The following is a 16,615-nucleotide window of genomic DNA, read 5'->3' as shown; positions in this document are numbered from 1 at the left end:
GTACCAAAAATATTTTAAATCATGTTGACATAAAAAAATGTGAATGGTAGAATATTTAAGGTGCTTCTGATTACACTTGTTGCTTTGGAGGATATGAGATGTCTTATGAAAAAGTAGCACAGGTTAAATCACGAATAATCATCGGTACTAAACAAACGCTTAAAGCTATGAAAAATGGCGAAATAAGCGAAGTGGTTATTGCAGATGATGCTGATAGGCAAATAACGCAAAAGGTAGCAGGTTTGGCTGAAGAGCTTGGAATACCTTGTCAGCGAGTAGATTCAATGGAAAAGCTAGGTGCAGCTTGCGGTATTGAAGTGGGTGCCTCAACAGTAGCAATCAGAAGATAATAGTTTTAACGAAACTAAATCGTTGAAGCTTTGTTTTTTGCCAAAAGATGAACCACCTGGCTGTGTGGTATTACAAACAACCTGTTATACTCTAGGTTGTGCCAGTTTATTTTAGACTATTATTTATTCCGGAAGGGAGGAAAACAAAATGCCAACTATTAATCAACTTGTCCGTAAAGGACGTGTGAGCAAGCCTAAAAAGTCTGATTCTCCAGCACTTAACAAGGGCTACAATAGCTTCAAAAAGAAACTAACAGACCAAAACTCTCCACAAAAACGTGGTGTTTGTACACGTGTGGGTACACTAACTCCAAAGAAACCGAACTCTGCACTTCGTAAATATGCGCGTGTTCGTCTTTCTAACAACATGGAGGTAACTGCATATATCCCAGGGATTGGTCACAATCTACAGGAGCACAGTGTTGTATTGCTTCGCGGTGGACGTGTAAAAGACTTACCTGGTGTTCGTTACCACATTGTTCGTGGAGCACTTGATACAGCAGGAGTTGAAGGTCGTGCACAAGGCCGTTCTAAATACGGTACGAAAAGACCTAAAAAATAAGCGTGACACTAGTCTCGCATCATCATAATTAGGAAAGGAGGAGGACATATGCCACGTAAAGGACCAGTACCTAAACGCGATGTCTTGCCAGATCCACTTTATAATTCAAAACTTGTCACTCGTTTAATCAACCAGATCATGATTGACGGTAAACGGGGGATTGCACAAAAGATTCTTTATAATGCATTTGAACTTGTAAATGAAAAAAGCGGACAAAACGCTATGGAAGTTTTTGAACAAGCTATGAAAAACGTAATGCCTGTACTTGAAGTACGCGCACGCCGTGTTGGTGGTTCAAACTACCAAGTGCCAATGGAGGTTCGCCCAGAACGCCGTCAGGCTCTAGGACTACGTTATATCGTAAACTATTCTCGTCTACGCGGAGAAAAGACAATGGAAGAACGTCTTGCTAACGAAATTCTGGATGCTTCTAACAATACAGGAGCTGCAGTTAAACGTCGCGAAGAAATGCACAAAATGGCGGAAGCGAACAAAGCATTCGCTCACTACCGCTGGTAAGTTAATTCAAAATATAGCTTTTAATAGGAAGGAGAAGAATACATGGCTAGAGAGTTCTCCTTGGAAAAGACGCGTAATATTGGAATTATGGCACACATTGATGCAGGTAAAACCACTACTACAGAGCGTATTCTTTTCTACACAGGACGTATTCATAAAATTGGTGAAACACATGAAGGTGCTTCTCAAATGGACTGGATGGAGCAGGAGCAAGAGCGTGGTATTACAATTACTTCCGCTGCAACAACTGCTGCATGGAAAGACCACCGTATCAACATTATTGATACACCAGGACACGTAGACTTCACTGTTGAAGTTGAACGTTCCCTACGCGTACTTGATGGTGCCGTTACGGTTCTTGATGCTCAATCAGGTGTTGAACCTCAAACAGAAACAGTTTGGCGTCAGGCTACTACGTATGGTGTACCAAGAATTGTTTTCATTAACAAAATGGACAAAATTGGTGCAGACTTCCTATACTCTACAGGTACTTTGAAAGAACGTCTTGGTGCAAACGCGCATCCTGTACAGCTACCAATTGGTGCTGAAGACGAATTCGAAGGTATTATTGACCTTGTAAATATGGAAGCCCACTTCTACCTTGATGATCTTGGTACAAAAGCAGAGTCTCGCGAGATCCCTGCAGAGTACAAGGAAAAGGCAGAAGAGCTACGTGCTAGCTTAATCGAAGCTGTATCAGAACTTGATGAAGAACTAATGATGAAATTCCTAGAAGGAGAAGAAATCTCCAACGAAGAATTGAATAATGCGATTCGTCAAGCAACACTGGATGTAGAATTCTACCCAGTATACTGTGGTTCAGCATTTAAGAACAAAGGTGTTCAATTAATGCTTGATGGTGTTATCAAGTATCTTCCAGCACCAACTGATGTTGCTGCTATCGAAGGGATTGTTCCTGGAACAGAAGAGAAAGTTACGCGTCCATCAGATGATAAAGCGCCATTCTCAGCACTAGCATTTAAAGTAATGACAGATCCATTCGTTGGGAAGCTAACATTCTTCCGCGTATACTCTGGAACTTTAGATTCTGGTTCTTATGTTAAAAACTCTGTTAAAGACAAACGCGAACGCGTTGGTCGTATCCTACAGATGCACGCAAACTCCCGTGAAGAAATTTCAAAAGTTTATTCCGGTGAAATTGCTGCAGCAGTTGGTCTTAAAGATACAACTACAGGAGACACACTTTGTGATGAAAAGGATCTAGTTATTCTAGAATCCATGGACTTCCCTGAACCGGTTATTGGGGTTGCAATCGAACCTAAAACAAAAGCCGATCAGGATAAAATGGGTATCGCTCTAGGTAAACTTGCTGAAGAGGATCCTACCTTCAGAACAGAAACAAACGTTGAAACAGGACAAACGATCATCTCTGGTATGGGTGAACTTCACCTTGATGTCATTGTTGACCGCCTGAAGCGTGAATTTAAAGTTGAAGCTAATGTTGGTGCGCCACAAGTTGCATACCGTGAAACATTCCGTTCAGCAGCTGAAGTCGAAGGTAAATTCGTACGTCAGTCAGGTGGACGTGGGCAATACGGACACGTTTGGGTTAAATTTGAGCCAAACGAAGAAGGTGCCGGCTATGAATTTGTAAACAAAGTTGTTGGTGGTGTCGTACCACGTGAATACATCGGTTCTGTTGAAGCGGGTATTGAAGAATCAATGGAAAATGGTGTCCTAGCTGGATATCCACTAATTGATGTTAAAGCTACTCTATATGATGGAAGCTACCATGATGTGGATTCCAACGAGATGGCATTTAAAATTGCTGGATCAATGGCACTGAAAGCAGCGAAAAACAAATGTAACCCAGTTTTACTTGAGCCAATCGCGAAAGTAGAAATTGTTATCCCTGAGGAGTACCTTGGTGATATCATGGGTGACGTAACAAGTCGTCGTGGTCGTGTGGAAGGTATGGAAGCACGCGGAACTGCACAGGTAGTAAGAGGATTTGTTCCTTTATCTGAAATGTTCGGTTATGCAACTGCATTACGTTCTAACACGCAAGGACGCGGAGTCTTCACAATGCATTTTGATCATTACGAAGAAGTGCCGAAAAGCATTTCTGAAGAAATTATCAAGAAAAATGCAGGTGAATAATTGATTTTTTTCTGCAACTAAAGTATAACTTTAGTGAAGGCTAAGAAATAATCTAGTATTGTTTCTTAGCCACACATAAAATCTTACAAATACTTTTATTTATTTAAAGGAGGAACTATAAATGGGTAAAGAAAAGTTTGATCGCTCAAAAAGTCACGTAAACGTTGGTACTATCGGACACGTTGACCATGGTAAAACTACTTTAACTGCTGCTATTACAATCGTAATGCACAAGAAATCTGGTAAAGGTACTCAAATGGCATATGACCAAATTGATAACGCACCAGAAGAAAAAGAACGTGGAATCACAATCGCGACTTCTCACGTAGAGTACGAAACAGATACTCGTCACTATGCACACGTTGACTGCCCAGGTCACGCTGACTATGTTAAAAACATGATCACTGGTGCTGCACAAATGGACGGAGCTATCCTTGTAGTATCTGCTGCAGATGGTCCAATGCCACAAACTCGTGAGCACATCCTACTATCTCGTAACGTAGGTGTACCTTCAATCGTTGTATTCCTTAACAAAACGGATATGGTTGACGATGAAGAACTTCTTGAGCTAGTTGAAATGGAAGTACGTGACCTATTAACTGAATACGACTTCCCTGGTGATGATGTACCAGTAATCAAAGGTTCTGCTCTTAAAGCAATCGAAGGAGATGCAGACTACGAAGCAAAAATCATTGAACTTATGGACGCAGTTGACGAGTACATCCCTACTCCAGACCGCGACAAAGACAAGCCATTCATGATGCCAGTTGAGGATGTATTCTCAATCACTGGTCGTGGTACTGTAGCAACAGGCCGTGTTGAACGTGGAGAAGTTAAAGTTGGGGACGAAGTTGAAATCATTGGTATCAATGAAGAAGCTTCTAAAACAACTGTAACTGGTGTTGAAATGTTCCGTAAGCTTCTTGACTATGCAGAAGCTGGAGATAACATTGGTGCACTTCTTCGTGGTGTAGCACGTGAAGACATCAACCGTGGACAAGTGCTTGCTAAGCCTGGTTCAATTACTCCACACACTAACTTCAAAGCTGAAGTTTATGTATTGTCAAAAGAAGAGGGTGGACGTCATACTCCATTCTTCGGTAACTACCGCCCACAGTTCTACTTCCGTACAACTGACGTAACTGGCGTTGTTACACTTCCAGAAGGCGTTGAAATGGTAATGCCTGGCGATAACATCGAAATGTCTGTAGAATTGATCTCACCAATTGCTATCGAAGACGGTACTCGTTTCTCTATCCGTGAGGGTGGACGTACTGTTGGATCTGGTGTTGTTTCTTCTATCAACAAATAATACCTTTTCAAAAGGACTGCGCACTATGCGCGGTCCTTTTTTGGTTTTAAACAAGAATTCAATTTTCGAAGGTAATGGTAAATCCCTATTAAACATCCAAGTACTTAATTTTTTAAAATAACCATAGTGTCGACCCAATGTATTAAGATGTACTTAGTAAAATACCACCTGAGAAATTTATTAAAGAGATTTCCACACACCCTTGCATTTAGTAGCGATAGTTAGTATAATACATAAATGTGCGACCCAATGAATGTTTTTTACAAAAAGGGTTGCAATGACCGTATAAATTCTATATAATAAGAATGTTGGTCATCAAAGGCGATGAAGCGGAAGGTTGTTGGCACACCCGGCCCCTTTGCCATGGCGGGTTGTCGAGATATTTTCGTGGAGAATGTCTATAATAATATGGGCGAGAAGGAGGGAAAATAATGGCAAAAGAGAAGATTAGAATTCGTTTGAAAGCTTATGATCACCGTATTTTAGATCAATCAGCTGAGAAAATCGTAGATACTGCGAAACGTTCAGGTGCTAGCGTGTCTGGTCCGATTCCATTACCTACAGAAAGATCGGTTTACACAGTACTACGCGCGGTGCACAAGTATAAGGATTCACGTGAGCAATTCGAAATGCGTACACATAAACGTCTTATCGATATTGTTAACCCAACACCACAAACAGTTGATTCACTAATGCGTCTTGACTTACCATCAGGTGTTGACATTGAAATTAAATTATAAATAAATGTTTTACTATAGGAGGTGTAACGGATGACGAAAGGAATCTTAGGTCGTAAAATCGGCATGACTCAGCTATTTTCTGAAACTGGTGAATTAGTACCTGTGACTGTAATTCAAGCTGAGCCAAACGTAGTTCTACAAAAGAGAACATTAGAAAATGATGGCTATGAAGCACTGCAAATCGGTTTTGCTGATGAAAAAGGATCACGTACTAACAAGGCGGAAAAAGGCCATGCTGACAAAGCAAACACAGCCCCTAAGCGCTACGTTCGTGAAATCCGTGACGCGAAGCTTGACGAACATGAAGTTGGTCAAGAAATCAGCGTTGAAGTTTTTCAAGCAGGAGACAAGATCGACGTAACAGGCACAACCAAAGGTAAAGGATTCCAAGGTTCTATTAAACGCCACAATCAACAACGTGGTCCAATGTCCCATGGTTCTCATTACCATAGAAGCCCTGGTTCACTAGGTGCGGTTGACCCAATGCGTGTCTTCAAAGGACGTCCACTACCAGGTCAAATGGGTGGAACACAAGTAACAATTCAAAACCTTGAGGTTGTTAGTGTAGATGCTGAACGCAACTTGCTATTAATCAAAGGTAATGTACCAGGTGCAAAAAAATCATTCGTAAAAATTACGAGTGCAGTAAAGGCTAACTAATCACACACACGAAGGGAGGATATGTCATGCCTAAAGTAGCACTATTAAAACAAGACGGTTCACAAGCTGGTGATCTGGAATTAAATGATTCTGTATTTGGAATTGAACCAAATACACATGTTTTACATGAAGCAGTAGTAATGCAACGTGCATCTATGCGTCAAGGAACTCATGCAGTTAAAGGTCGTTCTGACGTACGCGGTGGTGGTCGTAAACCATGGCGTCAAAAAGGAACTGGCCGTGCGCGTCAAGGTTCTATTCGCTCTCCACAATGGGTAGGCGGAGGTGTAGTGTTTGGTCCAACACCACGCAGCTACAGCTACAAACTACCTAAAAAGGTACGTCGTCTAGCACTAAGATCTGCACTTTCTTCTAAAGTACAAGAAGAAAATCTAGTAGTATTGGAAAGTCTAGCGATGGATGCTCCAAAAACAAAAGAAGTAGTGAGCATGCTTAAAGCACTTAATGTGGATACAAAAGCATTGATCGTAACTGCTGAGAAAGACGAAACGGTTATCCGTTCCGCAAACAACCTTCAATCTGTTAAAGTTCTAACTGTTGAAGAAGTAAATGTTCTAGATTTGCTTACGCATGACAAGCTGATCCTAACGAAGGATGCAGCTGAAAAAGCAGGGGAGGTGCTTGCATAATGAAAGATCCACGTGATATTATAAAGCGCCCTGTCATTACAGAGAATTCTGCTGACTTAATGGAACAAAAGAAATATACGTTTGAAGTAAGTACTAAAGCCAATAAAACAGAGATCAAAGATGCTATTGAACTTGTATTTGGCGTTAAAGTAGATAAAGTAAACACAATGAACCTTAAAGGTAAATTTAAGCGGATGGGAAGATACGGTGGTTACCGTCCAAACCGCAAAAAAGCTATCGTTCAACTTTCAGAAGACAGTAAAGATCTGGAAATCTTCGAAGGTTAACTAGAAAATCTCGTGAAGGAGGGAAAACAAGATGGCGATTAAAAAATTCAAACCAACGTCTAACGGAAGACGTAATATGTCAGTGTCTGATTTCGCGGAAATCACTACAGACACTCCAGAGAAATCCCTTTTAAGCCCGTTGTACAAACGTGGTGGTCGTAATAACCAAGGGAAACTAACTGTTCGTCATCAAGGTGGCGGTCATAAGCGTCAATACCGTATTATCGACTTTAAACGTGATAAAGATGGTATACCAGGACGCGTTGCTACAATTGAGTATGATCCAAACCGTTCAGCTAACATTGCACTAATCAATTACGCTGATGGTGAAAAACGCTACATTTTGGCTCCGAAAGGACTAAAAGTAGGACAAAAAATCGAATCTGGTGTAGATGCGGATATCAAAGTAGGTAACGCACTTCCACTTGCTAACATTCCAGTTGGTACAATTATTCATAACGTTGAATTAAAGCCAGGACGCGGTGGACAATTAGCTCGTTCTGCTGGTGCGGAAGCACAAATTCTTGGTCGTGAAGAAAAGTACACACTTGTTCGTTTAGCATCAGGTGAAGTTCGTCTAGTTCTTACAACTTGTCGCGCAACTGTTGGTCAGGTTGGAAACTTAGAACATGAACTTATTCGTATCGGTAAAGCTGGTCGTTCACGCTGGTTAAACAAACGCCCAACAGTTCGTGGTTCTGTAATGAACCCTAATGATCACCCACACGGTGGTGGTGAAGGACGTGCACCAATCGGACGTAAATCACCAATGTCACCTTGGGGCAAACCTACACTTGGTTACAAAACTCGTAAACGTAATAAGCCGACTGATAAATATATCGTTCGTAAACGTAAAAAATAATCGAAAGTAGTGGACGGGATTATATACCCGTCTCTCAATTGCGGAAGGAGGTTTATCCATGGGTCGTAGCTTGAAAAAAGGACCTTTTGCAGATGACCATCTATTGTCAAAGATCGAGAAATTAAATGAAGACGACAAGAAACAGGTAGTAAAAACCTGGTCACGTCGTTCAACAATATTCCCTACTTTTATTGGTCACACTGTTGCTGTATATGATGGACGTAAACACGTACCAGTCTATATCACAGAAGACATGGTCGGTCATAAACTAGGTGAATTCGCGCCAACTCGCACGTATAAAGGGCATGGTGGCGATGATAAGAAAACTAAACGCTAATGAGAGGAGGCACTAAGTATGCAAGCTAAAGCCATGGCGAAATCGGTTCGTATTGCTCCTCGTAAAGTACGATTAGTCGTTGATTTAATTCGAGGAAAAAACGTTGGCGAAGCAGTTGCAATTCTACGCCACACACAACGCGGTGCTTCTCCAGTCGTAGAGAAGGTTTTGAAGTCTGCTATCGCAAACGCAGAACACAACTACGAAATGGATCCGGACAATCTAGTGATTTCCGAAGCATTTGTAAATGAAGGTGCTACATTGAAACGTTTCCGTCCACGTGCACAAGGACGTGCAAGTAAAATTAACAAACGCACTAGCCACATTACAGTGGTTGTAACAGAAAAGAAGGAGGGATAGTCAGTGGGTCAAAAAGTAAATCCAACGGGTCTTCGTGTCGGCATCATTAAAGACTGGGAGTCAAAATGGTATGCTGGTAAAGACTATGCAGACTTACTACATGAAGATATTAAAATCAGAGAATATCTTGAAAACCGTTTGCGTATTGCTGCTGTTTCTTCTATCGACATCGAGCGCGCAGCTAATCGCGTAAACATCACTATTCATACTGGGAAACCAGGAATGGTAATTGGTAAAGGCGGTTCTGAAGTAGAAGCTCTACGTAAATCATTGAACAGCTTGACTGGTAAACGAGTACACATCAACATTGTGGAAATTAAGAAAGTTGATCTTGATGCAACACTAGTTGCTGAAAACATTGCTCGTCAATTAGAAAACCGTATCTCATTCCGTCGTGCACAAAAGCAATCAATTCAACGTGCAATGCGCGGAGGAGCAAAAGGAATCAAAACACAAGTTTCCGGACGTCTTGGTGGAGCAGATATCGCTCGTGCGGAACATTATAGTGAAGGAACAGTACCACTACACACATTGCGTGCTGATATCGATTATGGTACAGCTGAAGCAGATACTACTTACGGTAAACTAGGTGTTAAAGTGTGGATCTATCGTGGGGAAGTCCTTCCAACTAAATCAAACAAATAAGGAAGGGGGCAATGCATTATGTTAATGCCTAAACGCGTAAAATATCGTAGACAACATCGTGGTAAAATGAGAGGCCAAGCTAAAGGTGGTACTACAGTAGCTTTTGGTGAATACGGCCTACAAGCAACAGAAGCTTCATGGATCACTAGTCGTCAGATTGAGGCTGCCCGTATTGCAATGACTCGTTACATGAAACGTGGCGGTAAAGTTTGGATTAAAATCTTTCCTGATAAGCCATACACTGCAAAACCCCTAGAAGTTCGAATGGGTTCCGGTAAAGGTGCTCCAGAAGGCTGGGTAGCAGTAGTAAAACCAGGAAAAATCATGTTTGAAATCGCAGGAGTTCCCGAAGAGGTTGCTCGTGAAGCGCTACGTCTAGCATCTCACAAACTGCCGATCAAAACTAAATTCGTAAAACGTGAAGAAATTGGTGGTGAAAGCAATGAAGGCTAATGAAATCAGAGAACTAACCACTGCCGAAATTGAACAAAAAGTAAAATCTTTAAAAGAAGAACTATTTAATTTGCGCTTCCAGCTTGCAACTGGTCAACTGGAAAACACTGCTCGTATTCGTGAAGTGAGAAAGTCAATTGCTCGCATGAAAACAGTAGTACGCCAACGCGAAGTTAGCGTAAATAACTAGAAATCTGAGAGGAGGTTAGCCTCGAATGACTGAACGTAATGATCGTAAGGTATATACAGGCCGTGTCGTATCAGACAAAATGGATAAAACAATTACAGTATTAGTTGAAACTTATAAGTTTCATAAACTATACGGTAAACGTGTAAAATACTCTAAGAAATTCAAAACACATGACGAGAACAACCAGGCAAAAACTGGAGATGTTGTGCGTATCATGGAAACTCGTCCGCTATCAGCAACTAAACGTTTCCGTTTGGTTGAAGTCGTTGAAGAAGCGGTAATTATATAATAAAGTTCGCTCGGAAGGTATCCGAAGGGAGGTCACAGCGATATGATTCAACAGGAAACTCGCTTAAAAGTTGCAGATAACTCTGGCGCACGTGAAGTCTTAACTATTAAAGTGTTAGGCGGATCTGGCCGTAAAACTGCCAATATTGGTGATGTAATTGTTTGTACTGTCAAACAAGCAACACCAGGAGGCGTTGTCAAAAAAGGTGAAGTTGTTAAAGCTGTCATCGTACGTACTAAATCTGGTGCACGTCGTAAAGATGGTTCATACATTCGTTTTGATGAAAATGCAGCGGTAATTATCCGTGATGATAAAAGTCCACGAGGTACTCGTATCTTCGGACCAGTTGCACGTGAATTACGTGATGCAAAATTCATGAAAATCGTATCTCTAGCTCCAGAAGTTCTATAAGAGCAGTTCAGGCCGAGTGTGAAAAGGGCCGAGAAGTTCGAGGCGGCGAAGCTTTGAGAAACGGAACGTATAGAGTAAATACGTGAGTATCGGAAAAGTTAGCCAACGAAGAAATTCGATGCGCCATTTTTACAGGAGACTTTGAACTTCCGCTATAAGCTAAAATTAGCCTTGCAAGGAGGTGCGTCAAGCATGCATGTAAAAAAAGGTGATAAAGTTAAAGTAATATCCGGTAAAGACCGCGGTAAAGAAGGCACAATCCTAGAAGTGAACCCAGCTCAGGAGCGCGTTCTTGTAGAAGGCATTAACATGATGAAAAAACATGCGAAACCTTCACAGGAAAATCCACAAGGTGGAATCCTAAACCAAGAAGCTCCAATCCACGCTTCTAACGTAATGCCAATAGATCCTAAATCCGGTGAACCAACTCGCGTTGGGTATGAAGTACGTGACGGAAAGAAAGTCCGCATCGCTAAAAAATCCGGTGAAGCAATAGATAAATAATTTAGCGACGAAAGGAGGGCGACATTGATGAATGAATTAAGAAAAAAATACCAAGATGAAGTATCACCATCTTTGATGAATAAATTTAATTATGAGTCTGTAATGCAGGTACCAGCAGTTGAGAAGATTGTTATCAACATGGGTGTCGGTGATGCAGTTCAAAACTCTAAAGCATTAGATAGCGCTGTTGAAGAGCTTGCGTTAATTTCTGGTCAAAAACCATTGATCACTCGTGCTAAGAAATCAATCGCTGGTTTCCGCCTTCGTGAAGGAATGCCGATCGGTGCAAAAGTAACCCTTCGCGGTGAGCGTATGTACGAATTCCTTCAAAAGCTTGTTTCGGTATCACTTCCACGTGTACGTGACTTCCGTGGTATCTCTAAAAAAGCTTTTGATGGTCGTGGAAACTATACATTAGGTGTAAAAGAACAGCTAATATTCCCGGAAATTAATTATGATAAAGTGAACAAGGTACGTGGTATGGATATCGTTATTGTAACTTCATCCAATACTGACGAAGAGGCTCGTGAACTTTTAGCTCAGCTAGGCATGCCTTTCCAAAAATAAGCTTAGAGCTAATACAAGGAGGGAAAATTGTGGCTAAAAAATCAATGATTGCGAAACAAAAACGCCCACAAAAGTATCAAGTACGTGAATATACACGTTGCGAACGTTGTGGCCGTCCACATTCTGTAATCCGTAAATTTAAACTTTGCCGTATTTGTTTCCGTGAACTTGCCTACAAAGGTCAAATTCCTGGTGTCAAAAAAGCAAGCTGGTAAACCCCGATTCGGGAAGGAGGTAATTAGTAATGGTTATGACAGATCCAATTGCAGATATGCTAACTCGTATTCGTAATGCTAACATGGTACGCCATGAAAAGTTAGAGCTTCCGGCTTCAACAATGAAGAAGGAGATCGCTGACATCCTTAAGCGTGAAGGATTCGTTTCAGATTATGAGTTTGTTGAAGATAACAAACAAGGTGTTTTGCGTATTTTCCTTAAATACGGTACAAACGAAGAACGAGTAATTACAGGTATCAAACGTATTAGTAAGCCAGGACTACGTGTTTACGCTAAAGCTAATGAAGTACCACGTGTACTTAACGGTTTAGGTATAGCTATTGTCTCAACATCAAAAGGTGTGCTTTCTGATAAAGAAGCACGTTCACAAGCTGTTGGTGGCGAAGTTCTAGCATACGTTTGGTAATTAACATTTTTTGATGAGGAGGTGTATGGAATGTCTCGTATAGGACTTAAGCCGATTGAAATTCCACAAGGTGTAGAAGTTAAACTTAACGGAACTACAGTGTCTGTGAAAGGACCTAAAGGTGAGTTAACAAGAAACGTACACCAGGATATGAATATTAATATTGAAGATAATGTTGTTACAATTGCACGTCCAAGTGACCACAAAGACCATCGTGCCCTGCACGGAACTACTCGTAGTTTAATCAACAACATGGTTGAAGGTGTAAGCAAAGGGTTCGAAAAATCCCTTGAAATCATCGGGGTTGGTTACCGTGCTACAAAACAAGGAAACAAAGTTGTGATTAACGCTGGTTACTCACACCCAGTTGAACTTGATCCAATTGACGGCATTGAAATTGACGTTCCTAAAAACACGCAAGTAATTGTTAAAGGAATTGATAAGGAGCTTGTTGGTGCAGTTGCTTCCAATATTAGAGCAATCAGACCACCTGAGCCTTATAAAGGAAAAGGTATTCGCTACGAAGGTGAATATGTACGTCGTAAAGAAGGTAAAACTGCTAAGTAAGACTAGTTAGGGAGCAGAAAGGAGTGACCTAAATGATCACAAAGCCTGACAAAAATATTGTACGTAAAAGAAGGCATGCACGTGTAAGAAAAAACATTTCTGGTACGGAGCAACGCCCACGTCTTAACGTATATCGTTCAAATAAACACATCTATGCACAGTTAATTGATGACAATAATGGTGTAACAGTTGCAAGTGCTTCAACTAAAGATAACGAATTAAAAGTAGAAGCTACTGGCAACCTTGACGCTGCCGTGAAAGTCGGAGAAATGATCGCGAAACGTGCCCAAGATAAAGGTTACAAATCGGTTGTATTCGATCGCGGAGGCTACCTTTATCATGGACGTGTAAAAGCATTAGCAGATGCTGCCCGTGAGGCAGGTCTTGAATTTTAATAGATAAAGGAGGGACATACATGATGTCAAACATCGATCCGAACAAATTAGATCTTGAAGAACGAGTTGTTACGGTCAACCGTGTTGCAAAAGTAGTTAAAGGTGGACGTCGTTTCCGCTTTGCTGCTTTAGTAGTTGTCGGTGATAAAAATGGCCATGTAGGATTTGGTACAGGTAAAGCACAAGAAGTACCAGAAGCAATTAAAAAAGCAGTTGATGATGCGAAGAAAAATCTGATTACAGTACCGATCGTCGGAACTACTATTCCTCATCAAATCAATGGACGTTTTGGTTCTGGTAATGTATTGATGAAACCTGCAGCAGAGGGTACTGGAGTTATCTCTGGTGGACCGGTTCGTGCCATCCTTGAACTTGCGGGTGTTGGTGATATTTTAACAAAATCACTTGGTTCAAATACACCAATTAACATGATTCGTGCAACATTAAACGGTTTAACAAACTTGAAGCGCGCAGAAGACGTAGCAAAACTACGTGGAAAGTCTGTGGAAGAACTGTTAGGATAAGGAGGGAACTGTTATGTCTAAAAAATTAGAAATCACCCTCACGCGTAGTGTTATCGGTGGATCAGATGTACAAAAGAAAACTGTTCAAGCATTAGGACTTAGAAAGATTCGTCAATCCGTAGTACGTGAAGATACTGATGCCGTTCGCGGTATGGTTAACAAAGTATCTCATCTAGTAGCGGTTAAAGAACTTTAATTATATAATTGCGTAAAGAGGAGGTGCTCGAATGAAACTTCATGAATTGAAGCCATCAGAAGGAACACGCACAAATCGTAACCGTGTAGGTCGTGGTATGTCATCTGGTAACGGAAAAACTTCCGGCCGTGGACATAAAGGTCAAAAAGCACGTTCAGGCGGCGGTACTCGTCCGGGCTTTGAAGGTGGTCAAATGCCTTTATTCCAACGTTTACCTAAACGTGGATTTACAAACATTCACCGTAAAGAATTTACTATTGTGAACTTAGATGCGCTAAATCGTTTTGAAGACGGCACAGAAATTACACCTGAGCTATTACTTGAAGAAGGTGTCGTAAGCAAGCTTAATGCTGGTATTAAGGTACTTGGCAAAGGTGCTATCGAAAAAAAACTTACAGTAAAAGCTCATAAGTTCTCTGCTTCAGCAATTGAAGCAATAGAGGCAGCGGGCGGTAAAACCGAGGTGATTTAATGTTCCGTACAATCTCCAATTTTATGCGCGTAGGTGACATTAGACGGAAAATAATCTTCACTTTGTTGATGTTGGTTGTCTTCCGTCTAGGCACATTTATTCCTGTGCCTTATACAGATAAGCAAGCAATTGATTGGATGAACTCACAAAATGTATTTGGATTCCTGAACACATTTGGTGGAGGAGCACTACAAAACTTCTCCATTTTTGCCATGGGCATCATGCCATACATTACAGCGTCCATTATTATGCAGCTATTGCAAATGGATGTTGTTCCTAAATTTGCCGAGTGGAAGAAGCAAGGTGATGCGGGACGTAAGAAGTTGGCACAGATCACCCGTTATGGTACGATCGTTCTTGCATTCGTTCAGGCAATTGCAATGTCCATTGGATTTAACGCAATGGCCGGGGGATCGCTAATTACCAATCCTGGTGTATTAACGTTTCTCGTGATTGCGATTGTTCTTACAAGTGGAACTGCATTTTTAATGTGGTTAGGAGAACAGATCACAGCAAATGGTGTAGGAAATGGGATTTCAATTATTATCTTTGCGGGTATCGTAGCCGCAGTTCCAAACGGGATTCAACAACTTTACAGTCAGTATTTTGTTAATCCTGGTGATGATTTGTTTATCAACATTGTAATTGTTGCCTTGATTGCTTTGGTAGTTGTGGCTGTTGTGGTTGGAGTTATCTTCATCCAGCAGGCACTTCGTAAAATACCAATCCAATATGCAAAAAAACTTGTTAATCGCTCTCCGGTTGGCGGTCATTCCACACATTTACCTTTAAAAGTAAATGCTGCAGGAGTTATCCCGGTAATCTTTGCGATAGCATTTATGGTTGCACCAAGTACGGTGGCTAACTTCTTTGAAGGAAGCCAAATCGCATCAACGATCACAACGATTTTTGACTATACACAGCCAATCGGTATGGTTTTATATGTAGCGCTTATTATTGCCTTCACATATTTCTATACGTTCGTACAGGTTAATCCTGAACAAATGGCTGAGAATTTACAGAAACAAGGCGGTTATATTCCAGGTATCCGACCTGGTAAAAATACTGAAACGTATTTAACACGTGTGATGTACCGTTTAACCTTTGTCGGTGCTCTCTTCCTGGCGGCTGTATCTGTGCTCCCTATCCTATTGGGTGGGCTGGCTGGTTTACCTACCGCAGTTCAAATTGGTGGCACAAGCTTACTGATTGTTGTTGGAGTAGCATTACAGACAATGAAACAGCTGGAAAGCCAGTTGGTTAAACGACACTACAAAGGTTTTATCAAGTAGGATCCTGCTGCCAATGAGAGTGAGGGGAAATTTGTTGAATTTGATTTTAATGGGTCTTCCTGGTGCCGGCAAAGGTACTCAGGCCGAAAAGATAAACGAAAAATATAACATCCCTCATATTTCAACAGGAGATATGTTCCGATTAGCTATAAAAGAGGGTACAGACCTTGGAAAGAAAGCTAAAGAATATATGGATCAAGGTGAGCTTGTTCCGGATGAAGTAACAATCGGGATTGTGAAAGAACGTTTAAGTAAAGCAGACTGTAAGGAAGGTTTCTTATTGGATGGATTTCCAAGAACCATTGCCCAGGCAGAGGCTTTACAAGATCTTCTTTCCGATTTAAATCAATCCATTGACTATGTACTGCATGTAGATGTACCAAAAGAAAAATTAGTGGAGCGTCTAACGGGTCGTAGAATTTGTCCGACATGTGGAGCTACTTATCACGTTCTTTATAACCCGCCAAAGGTTGAAGGAATTTGTGACAATGATGGTTCCAAGTTAATTCAGCGAGAAGATGATCAGGCCGAAACAGTGAAGAACCGTTTGGCAGTTAATATAAAGCAAACTCAACCGTTATTGGACTTTTACGAGGACAAAGGATACTTAGTATCTGTTAACGGTGACCAAGATATTGATCAGGTTTTTGAAGATATTCAAAACAAGATTGATAAATAATCTTTTATTATAACTGTTGTATAGCCAA

Annotated in this window: 28 protein-coding genes; all 28 read left to right on the top strand. The window is 41.1% G+C overall.

Going from position 1 to position 16,615, the window contains the following annotated elements; genetic code table 11:
- Nucleotides 1–98: 98 nt before the first annotated feature.
- The 28 genes from BN988_RS18055 to BN988_RS17920 all read left to right on the top strand — a co-directional run bounded on the left by BN988_RS18055 (nucleotide 99) and on the right by BN988_RS17920 (nucleotide 16,587).
- The gene (locus BN988_RS18055) at nucleotides 99–350 is read left to right on the top strand and encodes a 50S ribosomal protein L7ae-like protein (RefSeq protein WP_036578682.1); all 252 of its coding nucleotides are present in this window, start codon (nucleotides 99–101) and stop codon (nucleotides 348–350) included.
- Nucleotides 351–498: 148 nt separating this feature from the next.
- Nucleotides 499–912, top strand: a complete 414-nt coding sequence (gene rpsL, locus BN988_RS18050) for a 30S ribosomal protein S12 (protein WP_036578680.1) — start codon at nucleotides 499–501, stop codon at nucleotides 910–912.
- A gap of 48 nt (nucleotides 913–960) precedes the next feature.
- Complete coding sequence (gene rpsG / locus BN988_RS18045; protein WP_036578679.1) at nucleotides 961–1,431, top strand: 30S ribosomal protein S7; 471 nt, start codon at nucleotides 961–963, stop codon at nucleotides 1,429–1,431.
- Nucleotides 1,432–1,473: 42 nt separating this feature from the next.
- Nucleotides 1,474–3,552: an elongation factor G gene (fusA, locus tag BN988_RS18040; protein WP_036578678.1), complete on the top strand. Its 2,079-nt coding sequence runs from the start codon at nucleotides 1,474–1,476 to the stop codon at nucleotides 3,550–3,552.
- A 121-nt stretch (nucleotides 3,553–3,673) separates the two neighbouring features.
- Nucleotides 3,674–4,864 carry an elongation factor Tu gene (tuf, locus tag BN988_RS18035; protein ID WP_036578677.1) on the top strand — a complete coding sequence of 397 codons (1,191 nt, stop codon included), beginning with the start codon at nucleotides 3,674–3,676 and terminating at the stop codon, nucleotides 4,862–4,864.
- 431 nt (nucleotides 4,865–5,295) lie between these two features.
- Nucleotides 5,296–5,604 carry a 30S ribosomal protein S10 gene (gene rpsJ / locus BN988_RS18030; RefSeq protein WP_036578675.1) on the top strand — a complete coding sequence of 103 codons (309 nt, stop codon included), beginning with the start codon at nucleotides 5,296–5,298 and terminating at the stop codon, nucleotides 5,602–5,604.
- A gap of 30 nt (nucleotides 5,605–5,634) precedes the next feature.
- A complete protein-coding gene (gene rplC / locus BN988_RS18025) occupies nucleotides 5,635–6,264 on the top strand; it encodes a 50S ribosomal protein L3 (RefSeq protein WP_036578674.1) in 630 nt (209 codons plus the stop codon).
- A 26-nt stretch (nucleotides 6,265–6,290) separates the two neighbouring features.
- Nucleotides 6,291–6,914: a 50S ribosomal protein L4 gene (gene rplD / locus BN988_RS18020; protein ID WP_036578672.1), complete on the top strand. Its 624-nt coding sequence runs from the start codon at nucleotides 6,291–6,293 to the stop codon at nucleotides 6,912–6,914.
- A complete protein-coding gene (rplW, locus tag BN988_RS18015; RefSeq protein ID WP_036578671.1) occupies nucleotides 6,914–7,201 on the top strand; it encodes a 50S ribosomal protein L23 in 288 nt (95 codons plus the stop codon). Before rplD ends, rplW begins: the two co-directional genes overlap by 1 nt.
- Before the next feature lie 31 nt (nucleotides 7,202–7,232).
- The gene (gene rplB, locus BN988_RS18010; protein WP_036578670.1) at nucleotides 7,233–8,063 is read left to right on the top strand and encodes a 50S ribosomal protein L2; all 831 of its coding nucleotides are present in this window, start codon (nucleotides 7,233–7,235) and stop codon (nucleotides 8,061–8,063) included.
- Nucleotides 8,064–8,121: 58 nt separating this feature from the next.
- The gene (gene rpsS / locus BN988_RS18005) at nucleotides 8,122–8,400 is read left to right on the top strand and encodes a 30S ribosomal protein S19 (protein ID WP_036578668.1); all 279 of its coding nucleotides are present in this window, start codon (nucleotides 8,122–8,124) and stop codon (nucleotides 8,398–8,400) included.
- A gap of 18 nt (nucleotides 8,401–8,418) precedes the next feature.
- Nucleotides 8,419–8,760: a 50S ribosomal protein L22 gene (rplV, locus tag BN988_RS18000; RefSeq protein WP_036578667.1), complete on the top strand. Its 342-nt coding sequence runs from the start codon at nucleotides 8,419–8,421 to the stop codon at nucleotides 8,758–8,760.
- 3 nt (nucleotides 8,761–8,763) lie between these two features.
- A complete protein-coding gene (gene rpsC / locus BN988_RS17995; protein WP_036578666.1) occupies nucleotides 8,764–9,405 on the top strand; it encodes a 30S ribosomal protein S3 in 642 nt (213 codons plus the stop codon).
- Nucleotides 9,406–9,423: 18 nt separating this feature from the next.
- Nucleotides 9,424–9,858: a 50S ribosomal protein L16 gene (gene rplP, locus BN988_RS17990; RefSeq protein ID WP_036578664.1), complete on the top strand. Its 435-nt coding sequence runs from the start codon at nucleotides 9,424–9,426 to the stop codon at nucleotides 9,856–9,858.
- The gene (rpmC, locus tag BN988_RS17985) at nucleotides 9,848–10,048 is read left to right on the top strand and encodes a 50S ribosomal protein L29 (RefSeq protein ID WP_036578662.1); all 201 of its coding nucleotides are present in this window, start codon (nucleotides 9,848–9,850) and stop codon (nucleotides 10,046–10,048) included. Before rplP ends, rpmC begins: the two co-directional genes overlap by 11 nt.
- 25 nt (nucleotides 10,049–10,073) lie before the next feature.
- Nucleotides 10,074–10,337: a 30S ribosomal protein S17 gene (gene rpsQ / locus BN988_RS17980; protein ID WP_036578661.1), complete on the top strand. Its 264-nt coding sequence runs from the start codon at nucleotides 10,074–10,076 to the stop codon at nucleotides 10,335–10,337.
- A gap of 42 nt (nucleotides 10,338–10,379) precedes the next feature.
- Complete coding sequence (gene rplN / locus BN988_RS17975) at nucleotides 10,380–10,748, top strand: 50S ribosomal protein L14 (RefSeq protein ID WP_036578659.1); 369 nt, start codon at nucleotides 10,380–10,382, stop codon at nucleotides 10,746–10,748.
- Between the two features lie 192 nt (nucleotides 10,749–10,940).
- On the top strand, nucleotides 10,941–11,252 hold the full coding sequence (gene rplX / locus BN988_RS17970; RefSeq protein WP_036578657.1) for a 50S ribosomal protein L24: 312 nt from the start codon (nucleotides 10,941–10,943) through the stop codon (nucleotides 11,250–11,252).
- Between the two features lie 27 nt (nucleotides 11,253–11,279).
- Nucleotides 11,280–11,819 (top strand): 50S ribosomal protein L5, encoded by a 540-nt coding sequence (rplE, locus tag BN988_RS17965; RefSeq protein WP_036578655.1) that lies wholly within the window; start codon nucleotides 11,280–11,282, stop codon nucleotides 11,817–11,819.
- Between the two features lie 29 nt (nucleotides 11,820–11,848).
- Nucleotides 11,849–12,034 (top strand): type Z 30S ribosomal protein S14, encoded by a 186-nt coding sequence (locus tag BN988_RS17960; protein WP_019375521.1) that lies wholly within the window; start codon nucleotides 11,849–11,851, stop codon nucleotides 12,032–12,034.
- A 29-nt stretch (nucleotides 12,035–12,063) separates the two neighbouring features.
- Nucleotides 12,064–12,462 carry a 30S ribosomal protein S8 gene (rpsH, locus tag BN988_RS17955; RefSeq protein ID WP_036578652.1) on the top strand — a complete coding sequence of 133 codons (399 nt, stop codon included), beginning with the start codon at nucleotides 12,064–12,066 and terminating at the stop codon, nucleotides 12,460–12,462.
- A 30-nt stretch (nucleotides 12,463–12,492) separates the two neighbouring features.
- Nucleotides 12,493–13,029 carry a 50S ribosomal protein L6 gene (rplF, locus tag BN988_RS17950; protein ID WP_036578649.1) on the top strand — a complete coding sequence of 179 codons (537 nt, stop codon included), beginning with the start codon at nucleotides 12,493–12,495 and terminating at the stop codon, nucleotides 13,027–13,029.
- A 32-nt stretch (nucleotides 13,030–13,061) separates the two neighbouring features.
- Complete coding sequence (gene rplR / locus BN988_RS17945) at nucleotides 13,062–13,424, top strand: 50S ribosomal protein L18 (RefSeq protein WP_036578648.1); 363 nt, start codon at nucleotides 13,062–13,064, stop codon at nucleotides 13,422–13,424.
- Between the two features lie 23 nt (nucleotides 13,425–13,447).
- Nucleotides 13,448–13,948 (top strand): 30S ribosomal protein S5, encoded by a 501-nt coding sequence (gene rpsE / locus BN988_RS17940; RefSeq protein WP_036578733.1) that lies wholly within the window; start codon nucleotides 13,448–13,450, stop codon nucleotides 13,946–13,948.
- A gap of 13 nt (nucleotides 13,949–13,961) precedes the next feature.
- Nucleotides 13,962–14,144, top strand: a complete 183-nt coding sequence (gene rpmD, locus BN988_RS17935) for a 50S ribosomal protein L30 (RefSeq protein WP_036578647.1) — start codon at nucleotides 13,962–13,964, stop codon at nucleotides 14,142–14,144.
- 31 nt (nucleotides 14,145–14,175) lie between these two features.
- Entirely contained in the window at nucleotides 14,176–14,616 is a 441-nt protein-coding gene (rplO, locus tag BN988_RS17930) for a 50S ribosomal protein L15 (protein WP_036578646.1), read from the top strand.
- Entirely contained in the window at nucleotides 14,616–15,908 is a 1,293-nt protein-coding gene (gene secY / locus BN988_RS17925; protein WP_036578644.1) for a preprotein translocase subunit SecY, read from the top strand. Before rplO ends, secY begins: the two co-directional genes overlap by 1 nt.
- 34 nt (nucleotides 15,909–15,942) lie before the next feature.
- Entirely contained in the window at nucleotides 15,943–16,587 is a 645-nt protein-coding gene (locus tag BN988_RS17920) for an adenylate kinase (protein ID WP_036578643.1), read from the top strand.
- Nucleotides 16,588–16,615: the final 28 nt, after the last annotated feature.

Origin of the sequence: Oceanobacillus picturae, assembly GCF_000612865.1 — a bacterium.
Lineage (GTDB): Bacteria > Bacillota > Bacilli > Bacillales > Amphibacillaceae > Oceanobacillus_B > Oceanobacillus_B jordanicus.
The sequence above is the reverse complement of the archived record's forward strand: the minus strand, read 5'-3'. Positions and strand labels throughout refer to the sequence as shown.

Coding starts and splice junctions, on each gene's coding strand:
- BN988_RS18055 (WP_036578682.1), top strand. CDS start 99: ATGTCTTATGAAAAAGTAGCACAGGTTAAATCACGAATAATCATCGGT.
- rpsL (WP_036578680.1), top strand. CDS start 499: ATGCCAACTATTAATCAACTTGTCCGTAAAGGACGTGTGAGCAAGCCT.
- rpsG (WP_036578679.1), top strand. CDS start 961: ATGCCACGTAAAGGACCAGTACCTAAACGCGATGTCTTGCCAGATCCA.
- fusA (WP_036578678.1), top strand. CDS start 1,474: ATGGCTAGAGAGTTCTCCTTGGAAAAGACGCGTAATATTGGAATTATG.
- tuf (WP_036578677.1), top strand. CDS start 3,674: ATGGGTAAAGAAAAGTTTGATCGCTCAAAAAGTCACGTAAACGTTGGT.
- rpsJ (WP_036578675.1), top strand. CDS start 5,296: ATGGCAAAAGAGAAGATTAGAATTCGTTTGAAAGCTTATGATCACCGT.
- rplC (WP_036578674.1), top strand. CDS start 5,635: ATGACGAAAGGAATCTTAGGTCGTAAAATCGGCATGACTCAGCTATTT.
- rplD (WP_036578672.1), top strand. CDS start 6,291: ATGCCTAAAGTAGCACTATTAAAACAAGACGGTTCACAAGCTGGTGAT.
- rplW (WP_036578671.1), top strand. CDS start 6,914: ATGAAAGATCCACGTGATATTATAAAGCGCCCTGTCATTACAGAGAAT.
- rplB (WP_036578670.1), top strand. CDS start 7,233: ATGGCGATTAAAAAATTCAAACCAACGTCTAACGGAAGACGTAATATG.
- rpsS (WP_036578668.1), top strand. CDS start 8,122: ATGGGTCGTAGCTTGAAAAAAGGACCTTTTGCAGATGACCATCTATTG.
- rplV (WP_036578667.1), top strand. CDS start 8,419: ATGCAAGCTAAAGCCATGGCGAAATCGGTTCGTATTGCTCCTCGTAAA.
- rplP (WP_036578664.1), top strand. CDS start 9,424: ATGTTAATGCCTAAACGCGTAAAATATCGTAGACAACATCGTGGTAAA.
- rpmC (WP_036578662.1), top strand. CDS start 9,848: ATGAAGGCTAATGAAATCAGAGAACTAACCACTGCCGAAATTGAACAA.
- rpsQ (WP_036578661.1), top strand. CDS start 10,074: ATGACTGAACGTAATGATCGTAAGGTATATACAGGCCGTGTCGTATCA.
- rplN (WP_036578659.1), top strand. CDS start 10,380: ATGATTCAACAGGAAACTCGCTTAAAAGTTGCAGATAACTCTGGCGCA.
- rplX (WP_036578657.1), top strand. CDS start 10,941: ATGCATGTAAAAAAAGGTGATAAAGTTAAAGTAATATCCGGTAAAGAC.
- rplE (WP_036578655.1), top strand. CDS start 11,280: ATGAATGAATTAAGAAAAAAATACCAAGATGAAGTATCACCATCTTTG.
- rpsH (WP_036578652.1), top strand. CDS start 12,064: ATGGTTATGACAGATCCAATTGCAGATATGCTAACTCGTATTCGTAAT.
- rplF (WP_036578649.1), top strand. CDS start 12,493: ATGTCTCGTATAGGACTTAAGCCGATTGAAATTCCACAAGGTGTAGAA.
- rplR (WP_036578648.1), top strand. CDS start 13,062: ATGATCACAAAGCCTGACAAAAATATTGTACGTAAAAGAAGGCATGCA.
- rpsE (WP_036578733.1), top strand. CDS start 13,448: ATGTCAAACATCGATCCGAACAAATTAGATCTTGAAGAACGAGTTGTT.
- rpmD (WP_036578647.1), top strand. CDS start 13,962: ATGTCTAAAAAATTAGAAATCACCCTCACGCGTAGTGTTATCGGTGGA.
- rplO (WP_036578646.1), top strand. CDS start 14,176: ATGAAACTTCATGAATTGAAGCCATCAGAAGGAACACGCACAAATCGT.
- secY (WP_036578644.1), top strand. CDS start 14,616: ATGTTCCGTACAATCTCCAATTTTATGCGCGTAGGTGACATTAGACGG.